A 16,704-nucleotide genomic window follows, 5' to 3' on the forward strand; every position below is an offset into this window, starting at 1 on the left:
TCTTAGTATGTTTGTCAACTGTAGTGGGTTGATGAAAAGTTATAACCTGGAGAGGACCAACTTGGTTCTCTCCTTTTTGATGTTCAAAGCAATGAGAATTCTAGTTTTAAAGTTGTCAAAGTTCCGGAAGCCAAAAGCATTTCGCTTGATGACCTTGATGAGGTTATTGGTAGCCTCTAGTTTTGCGTTTGAGTAGGGCAGTTCTAGTGCGTTCATAATCTTGTCCTTATCTTTCAAAAAGGTCTTAAAAACGGTTAGAAAGATAGGATTTACACAGGAAATTGTTTCTTCAATCAGATTAAAGAAATGGTCTGCTTTTTTCTCTTGAAAATGAAAGAGTAATAGTTGATAGAGGTCATAGTGCTCTCTAAGTTCTTGAGAGTATGAAAGTAGCTTTTCGAGAATCTCTTTATTGGTCAGGTGTGAGCGAAAGGTCGGGCGATAAAAACGTTTATCACTAAGTTTACGGCTATCCTGTTGAATGAGTTTCCAGTAACGTTTTAGTGCCTCATATTCGTGAGATTTACGACCAAAACGATTCATGACTTGGATGCGAAGACGATTCATAGCTCGACTGAGAAGTTGGACAATGTGAAAGCGATCGAGAACAATTTTTACATTTTGAAGTGAAACAGTCCAGTGGACTGTTTCAGCCTGAGCCTAGAAATTCGAAAGCGAAGCTGTTTAGCTAAGGCATAGTAAGGGCTAAACATATCCATGGTAATGACTTTCACGCGACTTCTCACCTTTCCAGAATAACGAAGAAAATGATTGCGAATGGTCACTTGAGTCCGCCCATCCAGGATAGCTACGATCTTTCTGGAATCAAAATCCTGTGCAATGAAGCTCATCTTACCTTTCTTGAAGCTGTATTCATCCCAAGACATGTGAGTTGGAAGGAAAGATAAATCTGTCTTGAATTTGAATTCTTTCAATTTACGAATGACTGTCGAAGTAGAGACAGATAGACTTTCTGCGATAGCCGTCATAGGGACTTTCTCGATTAATTTTTGAGTGATTTTCTGGTTGACGATGGTCGCGATTTGGTGATTCTTTTTGACTAAGGAAGTCTCTGCAACAGCTATTTTCCCGCAGACTTTACAACGGAAACGGCGTTTTCTCAATCGAATGAGAGTCTTGTATCCTGCACATTCGAGGTAGGGAATTTTAGATTCTTTTTGAAAGTCATATTTAGCCATTTGTTCTTGACAGTTGTGACATTTAGGGGCAGGATAATCGAGTTTAGCGATGACTTCTTTATGCGTTCCAGCATCAAGATAATCTAAGATTATGATGTTCTTGTCTTTAATTCCGAGCAAGTTTGTGATAAAATTTAATTGTTCCATAAGATTCTTTCTAATGATGGTTTGGTCACTTTTCATTATAGGTCTTATGGGACTTTTTTTCTACAACAAAATAGGCTCCATAATATCTATAGGGGATTTACCCACTACAGAAATTATAGAGCCTTTTTTCATTAGTTTGAATAGATGTAAGTAACATAACCTTCAGAAGTTGTAGTTGGGTTGAACCATCCACGTTTATTACTGATTGTACGATCTCCACCGTAGTTAGATTCAGATACCTGAATACTTGATGATGATGAAACAGCTGTAACAACCGCTACGTGTCCATATCCTCCATCATTCCAACATGCAATCGCACCAACTTGTGGTTGAGAACCAGTACGGAATCCTGCTGCTGCAGCACTTGTAGCCCACTGCGCTCCGTTACCCCAGTAATCTCCAGCCCAAGGTGCTAACGTTTTAGCTCCCCAAGTACACTCACCTGTTGGATAACTTGAAGCATTTGTACTATATGTTGGATGTGATGTTGTACGTGTAGCAACAGGAGTGTAGCTTGAATCATCATCTGATGATGACGAACTTGAAGTTGCTTGCACTTGTGCAGCAAATGTTGTATTTGCTGATGCTGCAACTGATTGACGTTGGCTAGTTTGTTGAGCTCGGTATGCTGCTTCTGCTTCTGCTGCCGCTTTTGCTTCTGCTTCTGCTGCTGCTTTTTGCTCCAACAAGCTCGCTTTTTCACCTTCTGCAGTAGCTTTCTCAGCCGCAAGGTTCAATTCTGCTACTTTCAATTCTGCTTGTTTTGTTGTCAAAACCTGAGCGTCGTCAGCAAGTGTTTGTTGGTTCGCAATAACTGTATTGATTGCTTCGTTGTTTGCAACTTGTTTTTCAGAGATAGCTTTCTTATCTTCTTTTTGTTGCTGCAACATTTTATTGTTTGCTGATACGATTTCACTCATAGCTGCTACACGAGAAATAGCTTCTGTAATTGAGTCAGAGTTAATAATCGTATTGATGTAGCTTGTAGCAGTTCCGTTCGTTTGTGCACTACGAGCTTGGTTTTCAAGCGATGCATTACGAGCTACGATATTTTTTGAAAGCTCTGCGATTTCACCTTCAAGTTTTTTAGATTCTTCTTGAAGTTTTTCGTTTTCAGATTGCAATTTTTCTTGCTCTGATTGAATAGCTGAAACTTTAGTTTGAATTTCGTCTACTTGTTTTTGAGCTTCTTTCTGTTGAGCTGTCAAGTTACTAATTTTACTATCTTGAGCAGCAATTTTTTCATCTGTTGTATTTGCTTTAACACTTGAAAGAACAGCTCCTTGTGAGACTAATACTGTACTTAACAAAAGTGATGCTAGGATTTTTTTCTTCATAAGTGTGAATACTCCTTCTTTTAAGACAATACTAGTATATCAAAAAAAGGCCTAATAAATATTACGCCTTTATTACAGTTTTGTTTCTTTCTTATAGATATATTTTTTCAAAAATAAACTGGAAAACTAACATCCATAGACAGTTTAATATCATTGACGGAACTAGACTATAAACGATAAAGACTGATATACTTGCAGCAGTTAATCCAACCGCCTGAGCTAATATAAAACTACCAAATTCAAACAAGAAAGTCATCATTAAAATTGCTAATAGTCTAGTCCATCTATTTGATAGAATGATAGAATTATTTTTATAAATGATTGCACCAATAATAACAAAAAGAAGACTGGCAATCCCTATCAAATGAAAGAAATATATATCATAGATAAGCCCTATGATTAAGCAATAAGCCAAAAACAAATATTCGGATACTTCTATCGTCTCAAATAATAAAAAGATGAAGATAAAGTGACTCACAATTTGAAAATGTGGAAAAAAACTATTTACACATTGCCCTAAATGACTGTCTATTAAGACAACTATAGGCAAGAGCAAAAACATTCCTATCTGCTTCAACAGTCTCATGATGGATTCCCCACTAACTCTACGACTTTGGTATTCATTGAATCAGACTGAAGTTTGACTAACACTTCTCTTGTCAGATAGTCATTGCTATGCGTCACAGATTCGACCTCACCTACTGGAATGTCAGTAGCATTAAAATTACCAAGACCACCAGTTACTACCTTGTCTCCTTGACTGATATCACTACTACTATTTAACTGGCTTATTTTAAGCAAGTCTTTTTCTTTGTCGTACCCAATGATAATACCATATATACTAGTAGAACCGTGCTGAATTTTAACGGAGATTTTCTCCGTATTTTCAGCGTTGGTTAATAAGTTGACCACAGTAGAGTTATCTTCAATCTTTCCCACGCTTCCAATCAGTCCCCCACCAGCAATCACAAGCATATTGCTTGTCACGCCTTGTTGAGAACCTGCATCAATTGTCAACTCTTGTTTCCAGGTTGCAGGAGTTCTCATGATGACGTCAGAAGCAATTAACTTGGTTGCACTCAATTTTGACTTCATATCCAATAACTGACGTAGTTGCTCATTTTCTTCCTTCAAACTGTCTGCTTCATTCGTTTCCTTCTTCATCTGATAGAGTTCTTTTTTGAGAGTTTCATTCTCGTTATAGGTTCTGGTCAAACGACCTAAATCAGATTTTACGGAAGAAAGCCATTGAAAAGGCTTTTGTACTATTCTATCGACTAATGAAATGCCATCTCCAGCTTTTGTTACAACTGCACTTGATTGTGTTGTCACTAAAAAAACGGATACTACTAATACAATGACAAATAGAACAATGATATATTTTGATTTTTTAAAACGGTTCATACCTCTACCTTATATTACATTCTAAGATTTTAGCAAAAATAGAATTGCACCCAATACACAAACAAATAATAGCGCTATACTGTCTCTGTTCATCCAATTTAACTGTCGATACTGACTGCGTCCATTCCCACCTTGATACCCCCTAGCTTCCATGGCTGTAGCAAGAGAATCTGCTCTCTTCAAACTGGTAGCGAACAAAGGAATCAAAATAGGAATCATAGCCTTAACCTTTTGAATTACATTTCCTTCTCCAAAATCAACACCACGCGCCTTTTGAGCATTCATAATGCGAATCGTATCATCCATCAAGGTTGGTACAAATCGCAAACTCATAGATAACATGAGCCCAATCTCATGAACTGGAACTTTAAATCTTTTTAAAGGTCCGAGCAAGGATTCAACCGCTGTTGCCAAGCTCAATGGCATGGTTGTCAAAGTAAGCAAGGTTGAGAAAAAGATAATCAACACAAAACGACAAAAAATAATTCCTGCCTGCTCAATACCATAGCTTGTGATTTTTATAAATCCCATCTCGAACAAGACGTGACCACCAGAGATAAAAAACAGTTGAAAAAGGGTTGTAAAAGCAATCAGAAAAAACATAGATCGCAAACCTTTTATAAAAAAAGATAAGGGAACTTCTGATAAAACGACAAATATGCCTGTTGCAATGAAGAGTATGAGATTTGTAATTGGATTATTGGCCCAAAAAGCGATGATGATCAATAAAATCATTGCTACTAACTTACTACGAGGATCTAGGCGATGAATAATCGAATTTCCTGGTATGTATCGACCTAAAATCATATTATCCATTGATAAACTCCTTAAACTCTTCTATCGTTATCGGCAATTGTTCGAAAGAAATTCCTCTGTCAACTAGCCTTTGAGCAAATCGTGTGATTTTAGGAACACCCAATTGGATATCTTCCATAAACTCCAGATTTTGAAAGACAAGACCTGGTTTCCCACCCTTAACTAGTTTCCCTTTTTCCATCACATAAACTTGATCAGCAAATTCAGCCACATCATCCATAAGGTGGGTTACTAAAACAATTGTTATGCCATCTTGATGAAGCTTTTTAAACAAGGCCATCAACTCTTTCCGACCAATTGGATCCAAACCAGCTGTTGGTTCGTCTAAGACCAGAATGCTAGGATCCATCGCCAAAATTCCAGCAATAGCAACCCTTCTCATCTGGCCACCTGAAAGTTCAAATGGACTTCGTTCAAAGAGTGATTCATCGATTCCTACTAGAGCTAGTTTTTCACGCGCAATAGCTTCTGCCTCTTCTACAGAAACTCCAAAATTTTGAGGGCCAAAAGCCACATCTTTTAGGACAGTTTCCTCAAAGATTTGATTTTCTGCAAACTGAAATACCAACCCAACTTGTTTGCGAATTTGACGAATTTGCTTATTGACGGATGTTGGTGTAATCAATGTATCAAAGACACGAACACTTCCCTCTGTAGGAACCAACAAACCATTCAAGAGTTGTAGAATTGTAGATTTCCCACTTCCTGTATGCCCAATAATGGCCGTATAGGAACCATCTTCTATGGTCAGACTCACATCTGACAAGGCTGCTGAAGCAAAGGGTGTTCCTTCCTGATACGTATAACTAACATTGTCTAGAATAATTCCCATAAAGCCTCCTCGAGCTCCTCCTCGGTCAGGTAGTGCTCTGGTAATTTCAAGCCACTAGTACGTAGCGAATCTTTTAATTGATTGACAAAGGGTTGATCCAAACCAATTTGATCTAAATCCGATCTAGAGAATAATTCTCTAGGCGCGCTTGTTGACTCGACCTTTCCTTTTTTCATCACCAAAACTCTGTCACTCATGGCCACCTCATCTAAATCATGCGTAATGGAGATGACTGTCATCTGGTGGTCTTGGCGAATTTTCTGGACTATCTTAATCAATTCTAATCGTCCCTCAGGGTCCAACATACTTGTAGCCTCATCCAAAATTAAAATATCTGGTCGCAGAGCAACAACTCCTGCAATAGCTACCCTCTGCTTCTGACCTCCTGACAAGCGAGCTGGTTCCTTTTTAGCAAATTCAGCCATCCCAACCAATGATAAAGCCTCAGAAACACGTTTCTTCATCTCTTCAAGTGGGATTCCTTGATTTTCCAGTCCAAAAGCAACGTCGTCTTCAACAGTTGCTCCTACGAATTGGTTATCAGGATTTTGAAAGACCATACCAATCTTACGTCTTTTTTCCCAGACATTTTCTGGAGTTAGGCAATCACCGTCTATCCAAATTTCTCCAGATTCAGCCTCGAGCAAACCATCAATCAAGCGAACTGTCGTTGATTTTCCACTACCATTATGACCAACGATTGACAACCATTCTCCACGTTTCACGTGAAACGAAATGTTATGAACATCATAATGTTCTTGATCTGCCTGATATCGAAAAGACAGGTCTTTTATCTCAATAATCGATTCCATATCTAACGAAAGGTTCCTTTAAACAAATATGCGCTTCCCTTGAAATAATCATAACCAGAATAAACTGTGAAGAACAAGGCAATATAAAGAGTTATCTGACCAAGCACATTCCAGTGAAGTAGCAAGAATATAATCGCAAACATCTGACTAAATGTCTTGATTTTTCCAGGCATAGCAGCAGCTAGAACAGTACCTCCTGTTTCAACTAAGAGCAAGCGTAAACCGGTGACAGCAAGTTCACGACAAATAATTATTGCTACCACCCAAGCTGGTGCCATCTTTAGACCGACCAACATGATAAAGGCTGACATGACCAATAATTTATCAGCCATTGGATCTGCAAACTTTCCGAAATTACTAACCACTTGCCATTTTCTAGCTAAATAACCATCTAGATAGTCAGTGATACTTGCAATAGCAAAAATAACTGCTGCTATTTTATGTAACACAGGAGATTGTCCAAATGATAGAAGGAGAACAAAAATCGGAATAAATAAAATTCTACCAAGCGTCAGTATGTTAGGAATATTTTCTTTTTTCATATTATCCTTCCTTAGTTTGAACTTAATGTTAGAGTAATCCAACCAGTTTGACCAGTTAATTTTGAAGTGTCAATTTCCTTATTATCAATTTTCACCGATACTCCTTTAACAACACCCAATGTTATGGTTACTGGAGATCCTTTAGAGATGGTTGTTTTGGCTATTTTATTATTAGGTTCAAGAGTCACTCCTCCTGCTAAATCAGTATCCGAAACACTAATCCAGCTTGTTGCATCTGTTACAGATAATTGAAGCTCCGCAGAATCTTTAGATGTCTTATATTCCACTGATAAAGCATCTCCCTGACCTGAAACAGTCAAAGTAGTTGCCTCACTCGAACTTGATGAACTAGTAGCTTGACTACTACTTGATGCTACACTACTAGAGCTACTTGTTGAACTCACAACACTATAGGTTGCTGCAGAAGACGCAGTTGGTTGAGTTTGAATATAATTCCACACATAGTAGGTTACAAAAATTAAAATTGATAAAGAAAAAAGAACAAAGTAAAATAGCGGGAGAAATGAATTTTTCTTGCGATTAGATCGTCTACGTCCTGAAAGTTCAATCTCATCTACATCAACTTCTTCATAAGTAATCATACTACCTGAATCATAGGCATCTAGAACAATATGTTCATCTAATTCAACTGCCCAAGCATACTTTCTCAAAAATGAACGAGCATAAAAAGTACTCGGTAGTTTGTCAAAATCATCTGACTCCATTGCCTCCAACAAATCCAGCTGAATATCTGTCTTTCTATGCAATTCCTCTAAGCTCAGTCCTTGGTTAATTCTTGCAAGACGTAAGACCTCACCAATTGTTTTTTTTCTCATACTTAACATTCCTTCTTTCTAGTGTATTTTCTAGCGATTATATCGGGAAAATTGTACAATCAACCATATCGCTATTATTTATCAAATCATGTCCAGCCTCTAGAACATCTTCTAAAGTAATTTCCTGCAAAAGTTTAGGAAGGTCAAACAGGGTAGAACCTGTATCGGTTGGATGATACTGAGTAGCAATATATTCTAAGGAATCCATACTATGAAGAAATTCCCCATACATCTCAGTTTTTACAATATCCAAGTGATCCTCAGTGACATCCTCATCTTTCATAAAATTACGAATAGCTTTACGAAATTGATGAGAAAGTGCCACAGGTTCCTTTGTATCCATTGTTAATATCACAAAATGGAAACGAGGATCAACTTCTATTTCTAGAGACAGGGAAGCATCCAGTTTACCAGACTCATATAATCTTTGAAATCTTTGTGAAGTCCAACCAAACATCATTGTAAACAACAATTTCAATAAAAGATGATAACGATATTGATCTCGATTTCCGATTTCTTTATTCCCTCTAATACCGATCGCTAATTTGGGAGAAGCAACGTCCATCCGTAAACTTTCAGTAGTCTTTACAGGATGTAAAGATATTTGTTCTCTTTTAAACTCATATTTTTTTTCTTGCGGATAAGATTTCTTAGCAAAATAATCTTCAAGCCGTTCAAAATCAAAATTCCCCACTAAAAAGATATTACTATTGACAGGTCTGTAAAACTCTTTAAAGTTCTCTTCTAAATCCTCCAAACAAATAGCATCAATAGAGTTTTCACTACCAACAATATCTGAAGCTAAAGGACTTTCAGGATAGAGATTTGCCAAAGTCTTGAAAAATAGACAAGAATCTGGATCATCCTGATACATCTCTCTTTCCTGTTGAATGATATCCTTTTCGCGCTCCACAGATTCTTCAGTCATATTGAAAGTAGTGACAAGTTCTTCTAGCAAATCTAAACACTCTAGAACATTTTCAGAAGTCGAGAAAAGATAGTTAGTGTTCGTAAAGCTCGTAAAGGCGTTACTTTCAGCCCCTAGCTCTGTAAAAGCTGCCATAACATCTCCAGAATCTTCTCGTTCAAAAAGCTTATGTTCTAAGAAATGAGCGATCCCTTGAGGATATTTTTGTAAGCCCTTATCATCTACTGTAAACCTTGTGTCAACAGAACCGACTTGGACACTCACAACTCCATAAACCTCGTTAAAGTCCTTTTTAGGTAGTAAAGTAACTGTCAAACCATTTTCTAAGCTAGTTTGATACAAAGTTTCTTTTACAGCAGGATAATATTTCTTTTGAAAAGTAGGTCTGGTCATTCTGCTCCTTCCATAAAATAAATAGCCTGCAACTTAAAACTATTTGCTGCTTCACAAATTGCTTCTCTATCAACTTGTTCGAGTTTATCGATTAAAGTTTTTGTATCAAGATTTGCTTTCCCAAAAAAGGTTGACAGATAATATTTATCGACAATAGAATCTTGATTATCCTGAGCTAGTAGTAAGGATCGACGAATCATTTGTTTAGTCTGATCAATTTCCTTATCTGTAAACTTGCTATTTTTTATGTCAAGCAACTGATGATTCATCAATTTTCTTACTTTATTTCGATTTTGCCGATCAATTCCAGCAAACAATCGTAAAAATCCACTAAAGAGATCCAAGTGACTTGACACCGTATAGGCCAGTCCTTCTTTTTCTCGCACTTGGGTAAACAGTTTCGAATGAGGAAAGGCTCCTAAAAGACCATTGACAAGAAGCACTGCCATCTGTGCTTCATCACCGTATGCCACTGAACTATGGTAACCCATCTCTAAAACAGACTGTCCTAATCTCTTTCTAACAATACCTTCTCTAAGAATATTAGAATAGGGTTGCTGATATTGAATGTTTACAGCTGATTTACGACCTATTAACGGAAATTTATGTAAAAACTCTAAAACTTCAATTTCATTAAAATCGCCTAAGAAGAAAATATCTATTTGGTCTTCTTTTAGCATTTTTTGATAGCTTGAAAAACATGTTTTTGAATTCTCTTCTGAAATTCTAGAAATCAAATCTTTTGGAACTAGCTGCATTGATTCTTCTTGGAAAAACAATTGATCTAACTCTTTATGTGCAAAGAAGAATGGGTCTTCCAATTCTGATTCTAGCCTTGATAAGATCTGTTTTTTCTCGATGTCAAAAGCATTTTTCTCAAATCCATCCTCATCCGACAATGGTGTAAACAGAACCTGGTGCAGTAATTCTAAAATTTGAGAAGTTAATACGTTTTTCTTACTTAAAAATTCATCACGCACATAGGTAATATTCAAATCCACAAGATGACTTTGTCCTCTTCGATAGGCGTGCGCTGACAAATCAGTTCCATACAAGGTTGCTAAACGTTTTCTAAACAGTTGAGCAGTTGGATAACTTTGGTTGGCAGTTTCAAACATACTGGCACTTAACATGCGACTTGAAATTGAATCCAAAGACAATGGAGCTGTGAAACGCACAGTAATTTTATTAGTTTTAAATTTTTTTGATTGGATAAAATGCACTGCAATTCCAGGTACTAACTCCATCGCTTACCTCCTTCTACATAGAGTTCTATTATACCATGAAAAGAGAAAATTTTCTTGTTCTCTTTATTCCTTTTAGAATTAAAATCGCTTTCATTTCTAATGAATTTACCTCTGCCATTTCAAGGTAAAATATGGTATAATACCAAAGATTGAGGTGAACTATGGAATACAAATTATTTGAAGAATTTATCACTCTCCAAGCTCTCTTGAAAGAACTTGGTATTATACACAGTGGCGGAGCCATTAAATCCTTTTTAGCTGAGCATCTTGTCTACTTTAATGGCGAATTGGAAAATCGTCGTGGGAAAAAAGTAAGAATCGGAGACTCCATCGACATTCCTGATTTGAAAATCCACATCATTTTGACTCAACCTAGTCAAGAAGAACAGGAAGAATATCTTCAAGAAAAACTTGAGAAAGAACGTGTGGCTAAACTTGTCAAAGAAATGAATAAGACGGTCAAAAAAAAGCCAACAAAAAAGACCCAGAAAGCTGAAACAAAAACTGCGCCACGTTTCCCAGGTAGATAAGTATGTGGCTGAAAAATTTATCCATCAAACAATTTCGAAACTATCAGGATGCTGAAATTGAATTTAATCCTAAATTGAATGTATTTGTTGGTCGAAATGCACAAGGCAAAACCAATCTCCTGGAAAGTATTTACTTTTTAGCTTTAACTAGAAGCCATCGGACAAAGACAGACAAAAATTTAATTCAATTTGAAGAAGAACAGCTTCAAGTTTCTGGAATTCTTCAAAAACGAACGGCTACTGTTCCACTTGAGATTGACTTGACTCCAAAAGGTCGGATTACTAAAGTTAATCACTTAAAACAAGCTCGGCTATCTGACTATATTGGACACATGAATGTTGTTCTATTTGCACCCGAAGATTTACAACTTGTCAAAGGAGCACCTGCTATCCGACGTAAGTTTATAGATATGGAACTAGGACAAATCAAACCCATATACTTGTCAGATTTGTCAAGCTACAATCATGTGCTCAAACAAAGAAATACCTACTTAAAGTCAGCCAATCATATCGACGAAACATTTTTATCTGTTCTTGATGATCAGCTAGTGGACTACGGTTGTCGAGTGATGGTTCACAGAGCAGAATTTATCAAAAAAATGGAGTCTTTTGGTCGTGAAAAGCACTTTGATATTTCAGACCAATTGGAAGAGTTGTCAATACGTTATCAACCATCTGTAAACTTCACTGACAAGGAACATCTAGCTGAATCTTTCTATGCATCACTTCAAAAAAGTAGAGCAAGAGATTTATTTAAAAAGAATACTGGAGTTGGTCCTCATAGAGATGATATGATTTTCATGATTAATGGTATGGAAGCAAGTTTCGGCAGTCAAGGGCAACATCGTAGCTTAGTGCTTTCTATAAAACTTGCTGAAATCGAATTGATGGAGAGCATTACCAAAGAATCTCCCATTCTTTTGCTTGACGATGTTATGAGTGAACTTGACAATGCTCGTCAACTTAAATTGTTGGAAACTATTTCTCATAACATTCAAACTTTTATTACAACTACTAGTTTAGAGCATCTTCAAAACTTACCTGATAATCTCAGTGTATTTACAGTAAAAGATGGTCAATTATCTGTAAACTAAGATTTACAATATTGTAAACAACAAAAATCTCCTGTTTTATAGGAGATTTTTTATTACATTGAATAGTTTGGCGCTTCATTTGTGATTTGCACATCGTGTGGATGGCTTTCTTTTAGACCAGCACCAGACATTTCGATAAATTGAGCATTGTCATGCAATTCTTTAAGGTTAGCTGCACCACAGTAACCCATACCAGATCGGATACCACCAATCATTTGGAATACGATATCAGCTGCTGCTCCTTTATATGCAACTCGTCCTTCAATTCCTTCTGGAACAAGTTTGTTTGCTTCATTGACTGAGCCTTGGAAGTAACGGTCACTTGAACCCTTCTTCATAGCAGCGATTGAACCCATACCACGGTATGTCTTGAACTTACGTCCTTGGAAGATTTCAGTTTCTCCTGGAGCTTCATCTGTTCCTGCAAACATTGATCCAAGCATTACTGCATTTCCACCAGCAGCAAGGGCTTTAACAATATCTCCAGAATACTTGATTCCACCATCAGCAATGATTGTTTTGCCATATTCACGCGCAACTGCTGCTGCATCGTAAATTGCTGTTACCTGGGGAACTCCTACACCAGCAATCACACGAGTTGTACAGATTGAACCTGGCCCAATACCAACTTTAACAACGTCAACTCCTGCATCATAAAGGGCACGGGCTCCTTCAGCAGTAGCAATATTTCCAGCAATCAGTGTACGGTCTGGGAAATGGGCACGGATTTCAGCGATTTTACGAAGAACCCCTGCAGAGTGTCCGTGTGCTGTATCGATGACAATGGCATCTGCTCCTGCTTCAAAAAGGGCTTCAGCACGTTCAAATGTATCAGAAGTGACCCCTACCGCACCTGCAACTAGAAGACGACCAAATTCATCTTTTGCAGCATTTGGAAACTCAATCACTTTTTCAATATCTTTAATCGTGATCAAGCCAGAAAGACGACCTGCTTCATCAACCAAAGGAAGTTTTTCAATACGGTGTTCTTGAAGAATGCTCTCAGCTGTTTCAAGATCTGTTCCAACAGGAGCAGTAACAAGATTCTCGCTGGTCATATGATTTGAGATTGGTTGATCGTAATCTGAAATAAAACGAAGGTCTCGGTTTGTTAAAATACCAACCAATTTACGATTTTCAAGAGTTTCAACCACTGGAACACCACTGATACGGTAACGTCCCATGAGTTCATCTGCTTCTGCAATTGTATGCTCTGGAGTCAAGAAGAATGGATCAATGATAACACCATTTTCAGAACGTTTTACCTTACGAACTTCATCTGCCTGCTGCTCAATAGACATATTTTTATGGATAACACCAAGACCACCTGCACGCGCAATAGCAATAGCCATTTGGCTTTCTGTTACAGTATCCATGGCTGCTGTAATAATTGGGATATTTAAAGTCAAATTATCTGCCAATTTTGTTGTTAAATCCGCATCATTAGGCAATACATGACTCTCTGCTGGAATAAGCAATACATCATCAAAGGTAAAACCTTTTTTCAAAAATTTAGTGTCCCAATTAGACATTGAAGTTTCCTCTTTTCTTTCTTTTTGAGCTTGACGCTTTTTGTATTGTATCTATCATACCATTCTATGAAAATTTGTCAATTATATTGATAATAGATAATGTAAAAAAACTATCCCTTTAACTTTAAAGAAGAGACAGTTTTAGAGTTCGTATTTTATCTATTAATGAAAGTAATTTAGACCCATTGCTGATTTTACTTCTGATAGCGTTTGGCCAGCAACTTCTCGAGCTTTTTCACTACCTTTTTGAAGCATATTGTACACTTCACCCATATCTTTAGCATATTCTAGGCGACGTTCACGGATTGGACCAAGTTCACGTTCTAGGATTTCCAGTAGATAACGTTTAGTCTTGACATCACCTAAACCTCCACGTTGATAATGCTCTTTCATGTCAGCAATTTCTTGAGCATCTTCAGGACGTCCGAAAACATCTAAGTAATGGAAGACCATATTTCCTTCAATCTTACCTGGATCCTCGACACGAATGTGATCTGGATCTGTATACATACTCATTACTTTCTTACGCAAAGTATCTGCATCATCTGACAAGTAGATACCATTATTAAGCGATTTAGACATTTTAGCATTACCATCAAGACCAGGTAAGCGACCTGCTCCTTCATTTTCAGGATAAATCCCTTCTGGCTCTACCAAAACATCACAGTTGTAGGAATGATTGAAAGAACGCACAATCTCACGCGTTTGTTCAATCATCGGTTTTTGGTCTGTACCTACAGGAACATAATTAGCCTTGAAAGCTGTGATATCCGCTGCTTGAGCAACCGGATAAACTAAAAATCCAGTTGGAATGCTTTCTCCAAAGCCTTTCTGAGCAATTTCTGTCTTGACTGTTGGGTTTCGTTCCAAACGAGCCAAAGACACTAGATTCATGTAATACATAGACAACTCTGCCAATTCTGGAATTTGACTTTGAATGAAAATCGTTGATTTGTTAGGATCCAATCCCACTGCAAGATAGTCCAAAGCAACATTCCCAATAGACTCTACAATAGTTTGTGGATCTTTTGCATGGTCAGTTAAAGCTTGCTGGTCAGCCAAAAAAACAAACATGTCATATTTATCTTCTTGCTGTAATAAGACACGATTTTTTAAGCTACCAACGTAGTGCCCAATATGTAATTTCCCCGTTGGACGATCTCCTGTTAAAATAATGGGTTTATTCATCTTATTCTCCTTTGATATGGTCCTTTCAATTATAGCATTTTTTTGATAAAAAGACAGGTAATTTTTTTATCAAATAATTACGATTTCAACTCCTCAACTGTAAACTATCTGTAAACTTAATTTACAAATAATTGACAGATAAAAATTTGAATATTTGCTGATTTTCTAGTAGAATTAGAGTATTACATATAATAGGAGAAAAAAATTGCTAACAGTATCTGATGTTTCACTACGTTTTAGTGATCGCAAACTTTTTGATGAGGTCAACATCAAATTTACAGAAGGAAACACATATGGTTTAATTGGTGCTAACGGTGCAGGTAAATCAACATTTTTAAAAATCTTAGCTGGGGATATTGAACCTACAACTGGTCATGTTTCTCTTGGACCTGATGAACGTCTTTCTGTACTTCGTCAAAATCACTTTGACTATGAGGATGAACGTGTTATTGATGTTGTTATCATGGGTAATGAAAAACTATACAACATCATGAAAGAAAAAGATGCTATCTATATGAAAGCAGACTTTACTGATGAAGATGGAGTTCGTGCAGCTGAGCTTGAAGGAGAATTTGCTGAACTAGGTGGTTGGGAAGCTGAGAGTGAAGCTTCACAACTCTTGCAAAACTTGAATATCCCTGAAGATCTTCATTACCAAAATATGAGTGAACTCGCAAATGGAGACAAAGTGAAAGTACTCCTTGCTAAAGCTCTATTTGGTAAACCAGATGTACTTCTTCTAGACGAGCCGACCAACGGTCTTGATATCCAATCTATTACTTGGTTAGAAGATTTCTTGATTGACTTTGATAACACCGTTATTGTCGTATCCCATGACCGTCACTTCTTGAACAAAGTATGTACTCACATGGCCGACCTTGACTTTGGAAAAATCAAACTCTATGTCGGAAACTACGACTTCTGGAAAGAATCTTCTGAGCTTGCTGCTAAATTGCTAGCAGACCGTAATGCTAAAGCAGAAGAAAAAATTAAGCAATTACAAGAATTCGTTGCTCGTTTCTCTGCTAATGCTTCTAAATCAAGACAAGCAACATCACGTAAGAAAATGCTTGATAAGATTGAACTTGAAGAAATTGTGCCATCTAGTCGTAAATATCCATTTATCAACTTTAAAGCTGAACGTGAAATCGGAAACGATCTCTTGACAGTAGAAAATCTATCTGTCAAGATTGATGGTGAAACTATTCTTGACAACATCAGCTTTATCTTGCGTCCAGGTGACAAGACAGCTCTTATCGGACAAAACGATATCCAAACAACTGCATTGATTCGTGCGATCATGGGTGATATCGACTATGAAGGAACTGTCAAGTGGGGAGTTACAACTAGTCGCTCTTACTTACCAAAAGACAATTCAGCTGATTTTGCTGGGAGTGAATCTATCCTTGACTGGCTCCGTCAATTTGCAAGTAAAGAAGAAGATGACAATACCTTCTTGCGTGGTTTCCTTGGTCGTATGCTCTTCTCTGGAGATGAGGTTAACAAACCTGTAAACGTCTTGTCAGGAGGAGAAAAGGTGCGCGTGATGCTATCGAAACTCATGCTTTTGAAATCAAATGTTCTAGTACTTGACGATCCTACTAATCACTTAGATTTGGAATCTATTTCAAGTTTGAACGATGGATTGAAAAACTTCAAAGAATCTATCATTTTCGCCAGTCATGACCATGAATTCATTCAAACATTGGCTAACCACATTATTGTCCTATCTAAAAACGGTGTAATCGACCGTATCGATGAAACCTATGATGAATTCTTAGAAAATGCTGAAGTACAAGCAAAAGTCAAAGAACTTTGGAAAGACTAAATAATACTTTAAAACTCAGTTGGATTAACCAACTGAGTT

Annotated in this window: 15 protein-coding genes and 1 pseudogene; 3 read left to right on the forward strand and 13 right to left on the reverse strand. The window is 37.2% G+C overall.

The genetic code is table 11. The annotated features are described in order from the left end of the window. Positions 1-39: 39 nt before the first annotated feature. The 11 genes and pseudogenes from HMPREF2805_RS10460 to yfmF all read right to left on the reverse strand — a co-directional run bounded on the left by HMPREF2805_RS10460 (position 40) and on the right by yfmF (position 10,493). Positions 40-1,346, reverse strand: a pseudogene (locus HMPREF2805_RS10460) (transposase). Positions 1,347-1,477: 131 nt separating this feature from the next. Continuing rightward, entirely contained in the window at positions 1,478-2,683 is a 1,206-nt protein-coding gene (gene pcsB / locus HMPREF2805_RS01370) for a peptidoglycan hydrolase PcsB (RefSeq protein ID WP_075231077.1), read from the reverse strand. A 91-nt stretch (positions 2,684-2,774) separates the two neighbouring features. After that, entirely contained in the window at positions 2,775-3,269 is a 495-nt protein-coding gene (gene mreD / locus HMPREF2805_RS01375) for a rod shape-determining protein MreD (protein WP_075231078.1), read from the reverse strand. Further along, positions 3,266-4,087: a rod shape-determining protein MreC gene (gene mreC / locus HMPREF2805_RS01380; protein WP_075231079.1), complete on the reverse strand. Its 822-nt coding sequence runs from the start codon at positions 4,085-4,087 to the stop codon at positions 3,266-3,268. The genes mreD and mreC overlap by 4 nt, the downstream gene beginning before the upstream one ends. Positions 4,088-4,108: 21 nt before the next feature. Further along, entirely contained in the window at positions 4,109-4,903 is a 795-nt protein-coding gene (locus tag HMPREF2805_RS01385; RefSeq protein ID WP_000369587.1) for an energy-coupling factor transporter transmembrane component T family protein, read from the reverse strand. Continuing rightward, positions 4,896-5,735, reverse strand: coding sequence for an energy-coupling factor transporter ATPase (locus HMPREF2805_RS01390; RefSeq protein WP_075231080.1), 840 nt, complete (start codon positions 5,733-5,735; stop codon positions 4,896-4,898). The genes HMPREF2805_RS01385 and HMPREF2805_RS01390 overlap by 8 nt, the downstream gene beginning before the upstream one ends. Further along, complete coding sequence (locus tag HMPREF2805_RS01395) at positions 5,720-6,547, reverse strand: energy-coupling factor ABC transporter ATP-binding protein (RefSeq protein WP_075231081.1); 828 nt, start codon at positions 6,545-6,547, stop codon at positions 5,720-5,722. Before HMPREF2805_RS01395 ends, HMPREF2805_RS01390 begins: the two co-directional genes overlap by 16 nt. Before the next feature lie 2 nt (positions 6,548-6,549). Next, positions 6,550-7,089, reverse strand: a complete 540-nt coding sequence (pgsA, locus tag HMPREF2805_RS01400; RefSeq protein WP_075231082.1) for a CDP-diacylglycerol--glycerol-3-phosphate 3-phosphatidyltransferase — start codon at positions 7,087-7,089, stop codon at positions 6,550-6,552. Between the two features lie 11 nt (positions 7,090-7,100). Beyond that, positions 7,101-7,925 (reverse strand): cytoskeleton protein RodZ, encoded by an 825-nt coding sequence (rodZ, locus tag HMPREF2805_RS01405; protein ID WP_075231083.1) that lies wholly within the window; start codon positions 7,923-7,925, stop codon positions 7,101-7,103. A gap of 37 nt (positions 7,926-7,962) precedes the next feature. Beyond that, positions 7,963-9,246: an EF-P 5-aminopentanol modification-associated protein YfmH gene (yfmH, locus tag HMPREF2805_RS01410; protein ID WP_075231084.1), complete on the reverse strand. Its 1,284-nt coding sequence runs from the start codon at positions 9,244-9,246 to the stop codon at positions 7,963-7,965. After that, positions 9,243-10,493, reverse strand: a complete 1,251-nt coding sequence (gene yfmF, locus HMPREF2805_RS01415; RefSeq protein WP_075231085.1) for an EF-P 5-aminopentanol modification-associated protein YfmF — start codon at positions 10,491-10,493, stop codon at positions 9,243-9,245. The genes yfmH and yfmF overlap by 4 nt, the downstream gene beginning before the upstream one ends. A 161-nt stretch (positions 10,494-10,654) precedes the next feature. Between yfmF and yaaA the strand changes: the two genes are divergently transcribed. Both yaaA and recF read left to right on the forward strand, forming a co-directional pair. Next, positions 10,655-11,023 carry a S4 domain-containing protein YaaA gene (gene yaaA, locus HMPREF2805_RS01420; RefSeq protein ID WP_075231086.1) on the forward strand — a complete coding sequence of 123 codons (369 nt, stop codon included), beginning with the start codon at positions 10,655-10,657 and terminating at the stop codon, positions 11,021-11,023. A gap of 2 nt (positions 11,024-11,025) precedes the next feature. After that, positions 11,026-12,117 (forward strand): DNA replication/repair protein RecF, encoded by a 1,092-nt coding sequence (gene recF / locus HMPREF2805_RS01425; protein ID WP_075231087.1) that lies wholly within the window; start codon positions 11,026-11,028, stop codon positions 12,115-12,117. Positions 12,118-12,170: 53 nt separating this feature from the next. On the opposite strand, the gene guaB is transcribed toward recF, so the two are convergent. Both guaB and trpS read right to left on the reverse strand, forming a co-directional pair. Further along, entirely contained in the window at positions 12,171-13,649 is a 1,479-nt protein-coding gene (guaB, locus tag HMPREF2805_RS01430; protein WP_075231088.1) for an IMP dehydrogenase, read from the reverse strand. A 162-nt stretch (positions 13,650-13,811) separates the two neighbouring features. After that, positions 13,812-14,837 carry a tryptophan--tRNA ligase gene (gene trpS, locus HMPREF2805_RS01435; RefSeq protein WP_075231089.1) on the reverse strand — a complete coding sequence of 342 codons (1,026 nt, stop codon included), beginning with the start codon at positions 14,835-14,837 and terminating at the stop codon, positions 13,812-13,814. Between the two features lie 205 nt (positions 14,838-15,042). Between trpS and HMPREF2805_RS01440 the strand changes: the two genes are divergently transcribed. Further along, entirely contained in the window at positions 15,043-16,665 is a 1,623-nt protein-coding gene (locus HMPREF2805_RS01440; RefSeq protein WP_000958799.1) for an ATP-binding cassette domain-containing protein, read from the forward strand. Positions 16,666-16,704: the final 39 nt, after the last annotated feature.

It is taken from the genome of Streptococcus sp. HMSC034E03 (assembly GCF_001811505.1).
In the GTDB taxonomy this organism is placed as follows: Bacteria; Bacillota; Bacilli; order Lactobacillales; family Streptococcaceae; genus Streptococcus.

What these genes read in the sequence shown, in the direction of transcription:
- pcsB (WP_075231077.1), bottom strand. Translation starts at nt 2,683, where the DNA reads ATGAAGAAAAAAATCCTAGCATCACTTTTGTTAAGTACAGTATTAGTC.
- HMPREF2805_RS01390 (WP_075231080.1), bottom strand. Translation starts at nt 5,735, where the DNA reads ATGGGAATTATTCTAGACAATGTTAGTTATACGTATCAGGAAGGAACA.
- rodZ (WP_075231083.1), bottom strand. Translation starts at nt 7,925, where the DNA reads ATGAGAAAAAAAACAATTGGTGAGGTCTTACGTCTTGCAAGAATTAAC.
- yfmF (WP_075231085.1), bottom strand. Translation starts at nt 10,493, where the DNA reads ATGGAGTTAGTACCTGGAATTGCAGTGCATTTTATCCAATCAAAAAAA.
- trpS (WP_075231089.1), bottom strand. Translation starts at nt 14,837, where the DNA reads ATGAATAAACCCATTATTTTAACAGGAGATCGTCCAACGGGGAAATTA.
- yaaA (WP_075231086.1), top strand. Translation starts at nt 10,655, where the DNA reads ATGGAATACAAATTATTTGAAGAATTTATCACTCTCCAAGCTCTCTTG.
- pgsA (WP_075231082.1), bottom strand. Translation starts at nt 7,089, where the DNA reads ATGAAAAAAGAAAATATTCCTAACATACTGACGCTTGGTAGAATTTTA.
- mreD (WP_075231078.1), bottom strand. Translation starts at nt 3,269, where the DNA reads ATGAGACTGTTGAAGCAGATAGGAATGTTTTTGCTCTTGCCTATAGTT.
- recF (WP_075231087.1), top strand. Translation starts at nt 11,026, where the DNA reads ATGTGGCTGAAAAATTTATCCATCAAACAATTTCGAAACTATCAGGAT.
- HMPREF2805_RS01395 (WP_075231081.1), bottom strand. Translation starts at nt 6,547, where the DNA reads ATGGAATCGATTATTGAGATAAAAGACCTGTCTTTTCGATATCAGGCA.
- yfmH (WP_075231084.1), bottom strand. Translation starts at nt 9,246, where the DNA reads ATGACCAGACCTACTTTTCAAAAGAAATATTATCCTGCTGTAAAAGAA.
- HMPREF2805_RS01385 (WP_000369587.1), bottom strand. Translation starts at nt 4,903, where the DNA reads ATGGATAATATGATTTTAGGTCGATACATACCAGGAAATTCGATTATT.
- mreC (WP_075231079.1), bottom strand. Translation starts at nt 4,087, where the DNA reads ATGAACCGTTTTAAAAAATCAAAATATATCATTGTTCTATTTGTCATT.
- guaB (WP_075231088.1), bottom strand. Translation starts at nt 13,649, where the DNA reads ATGTCTAATTGGGACACTAAATTTTTGAAAAAAGGTTTTACCTTTGAT.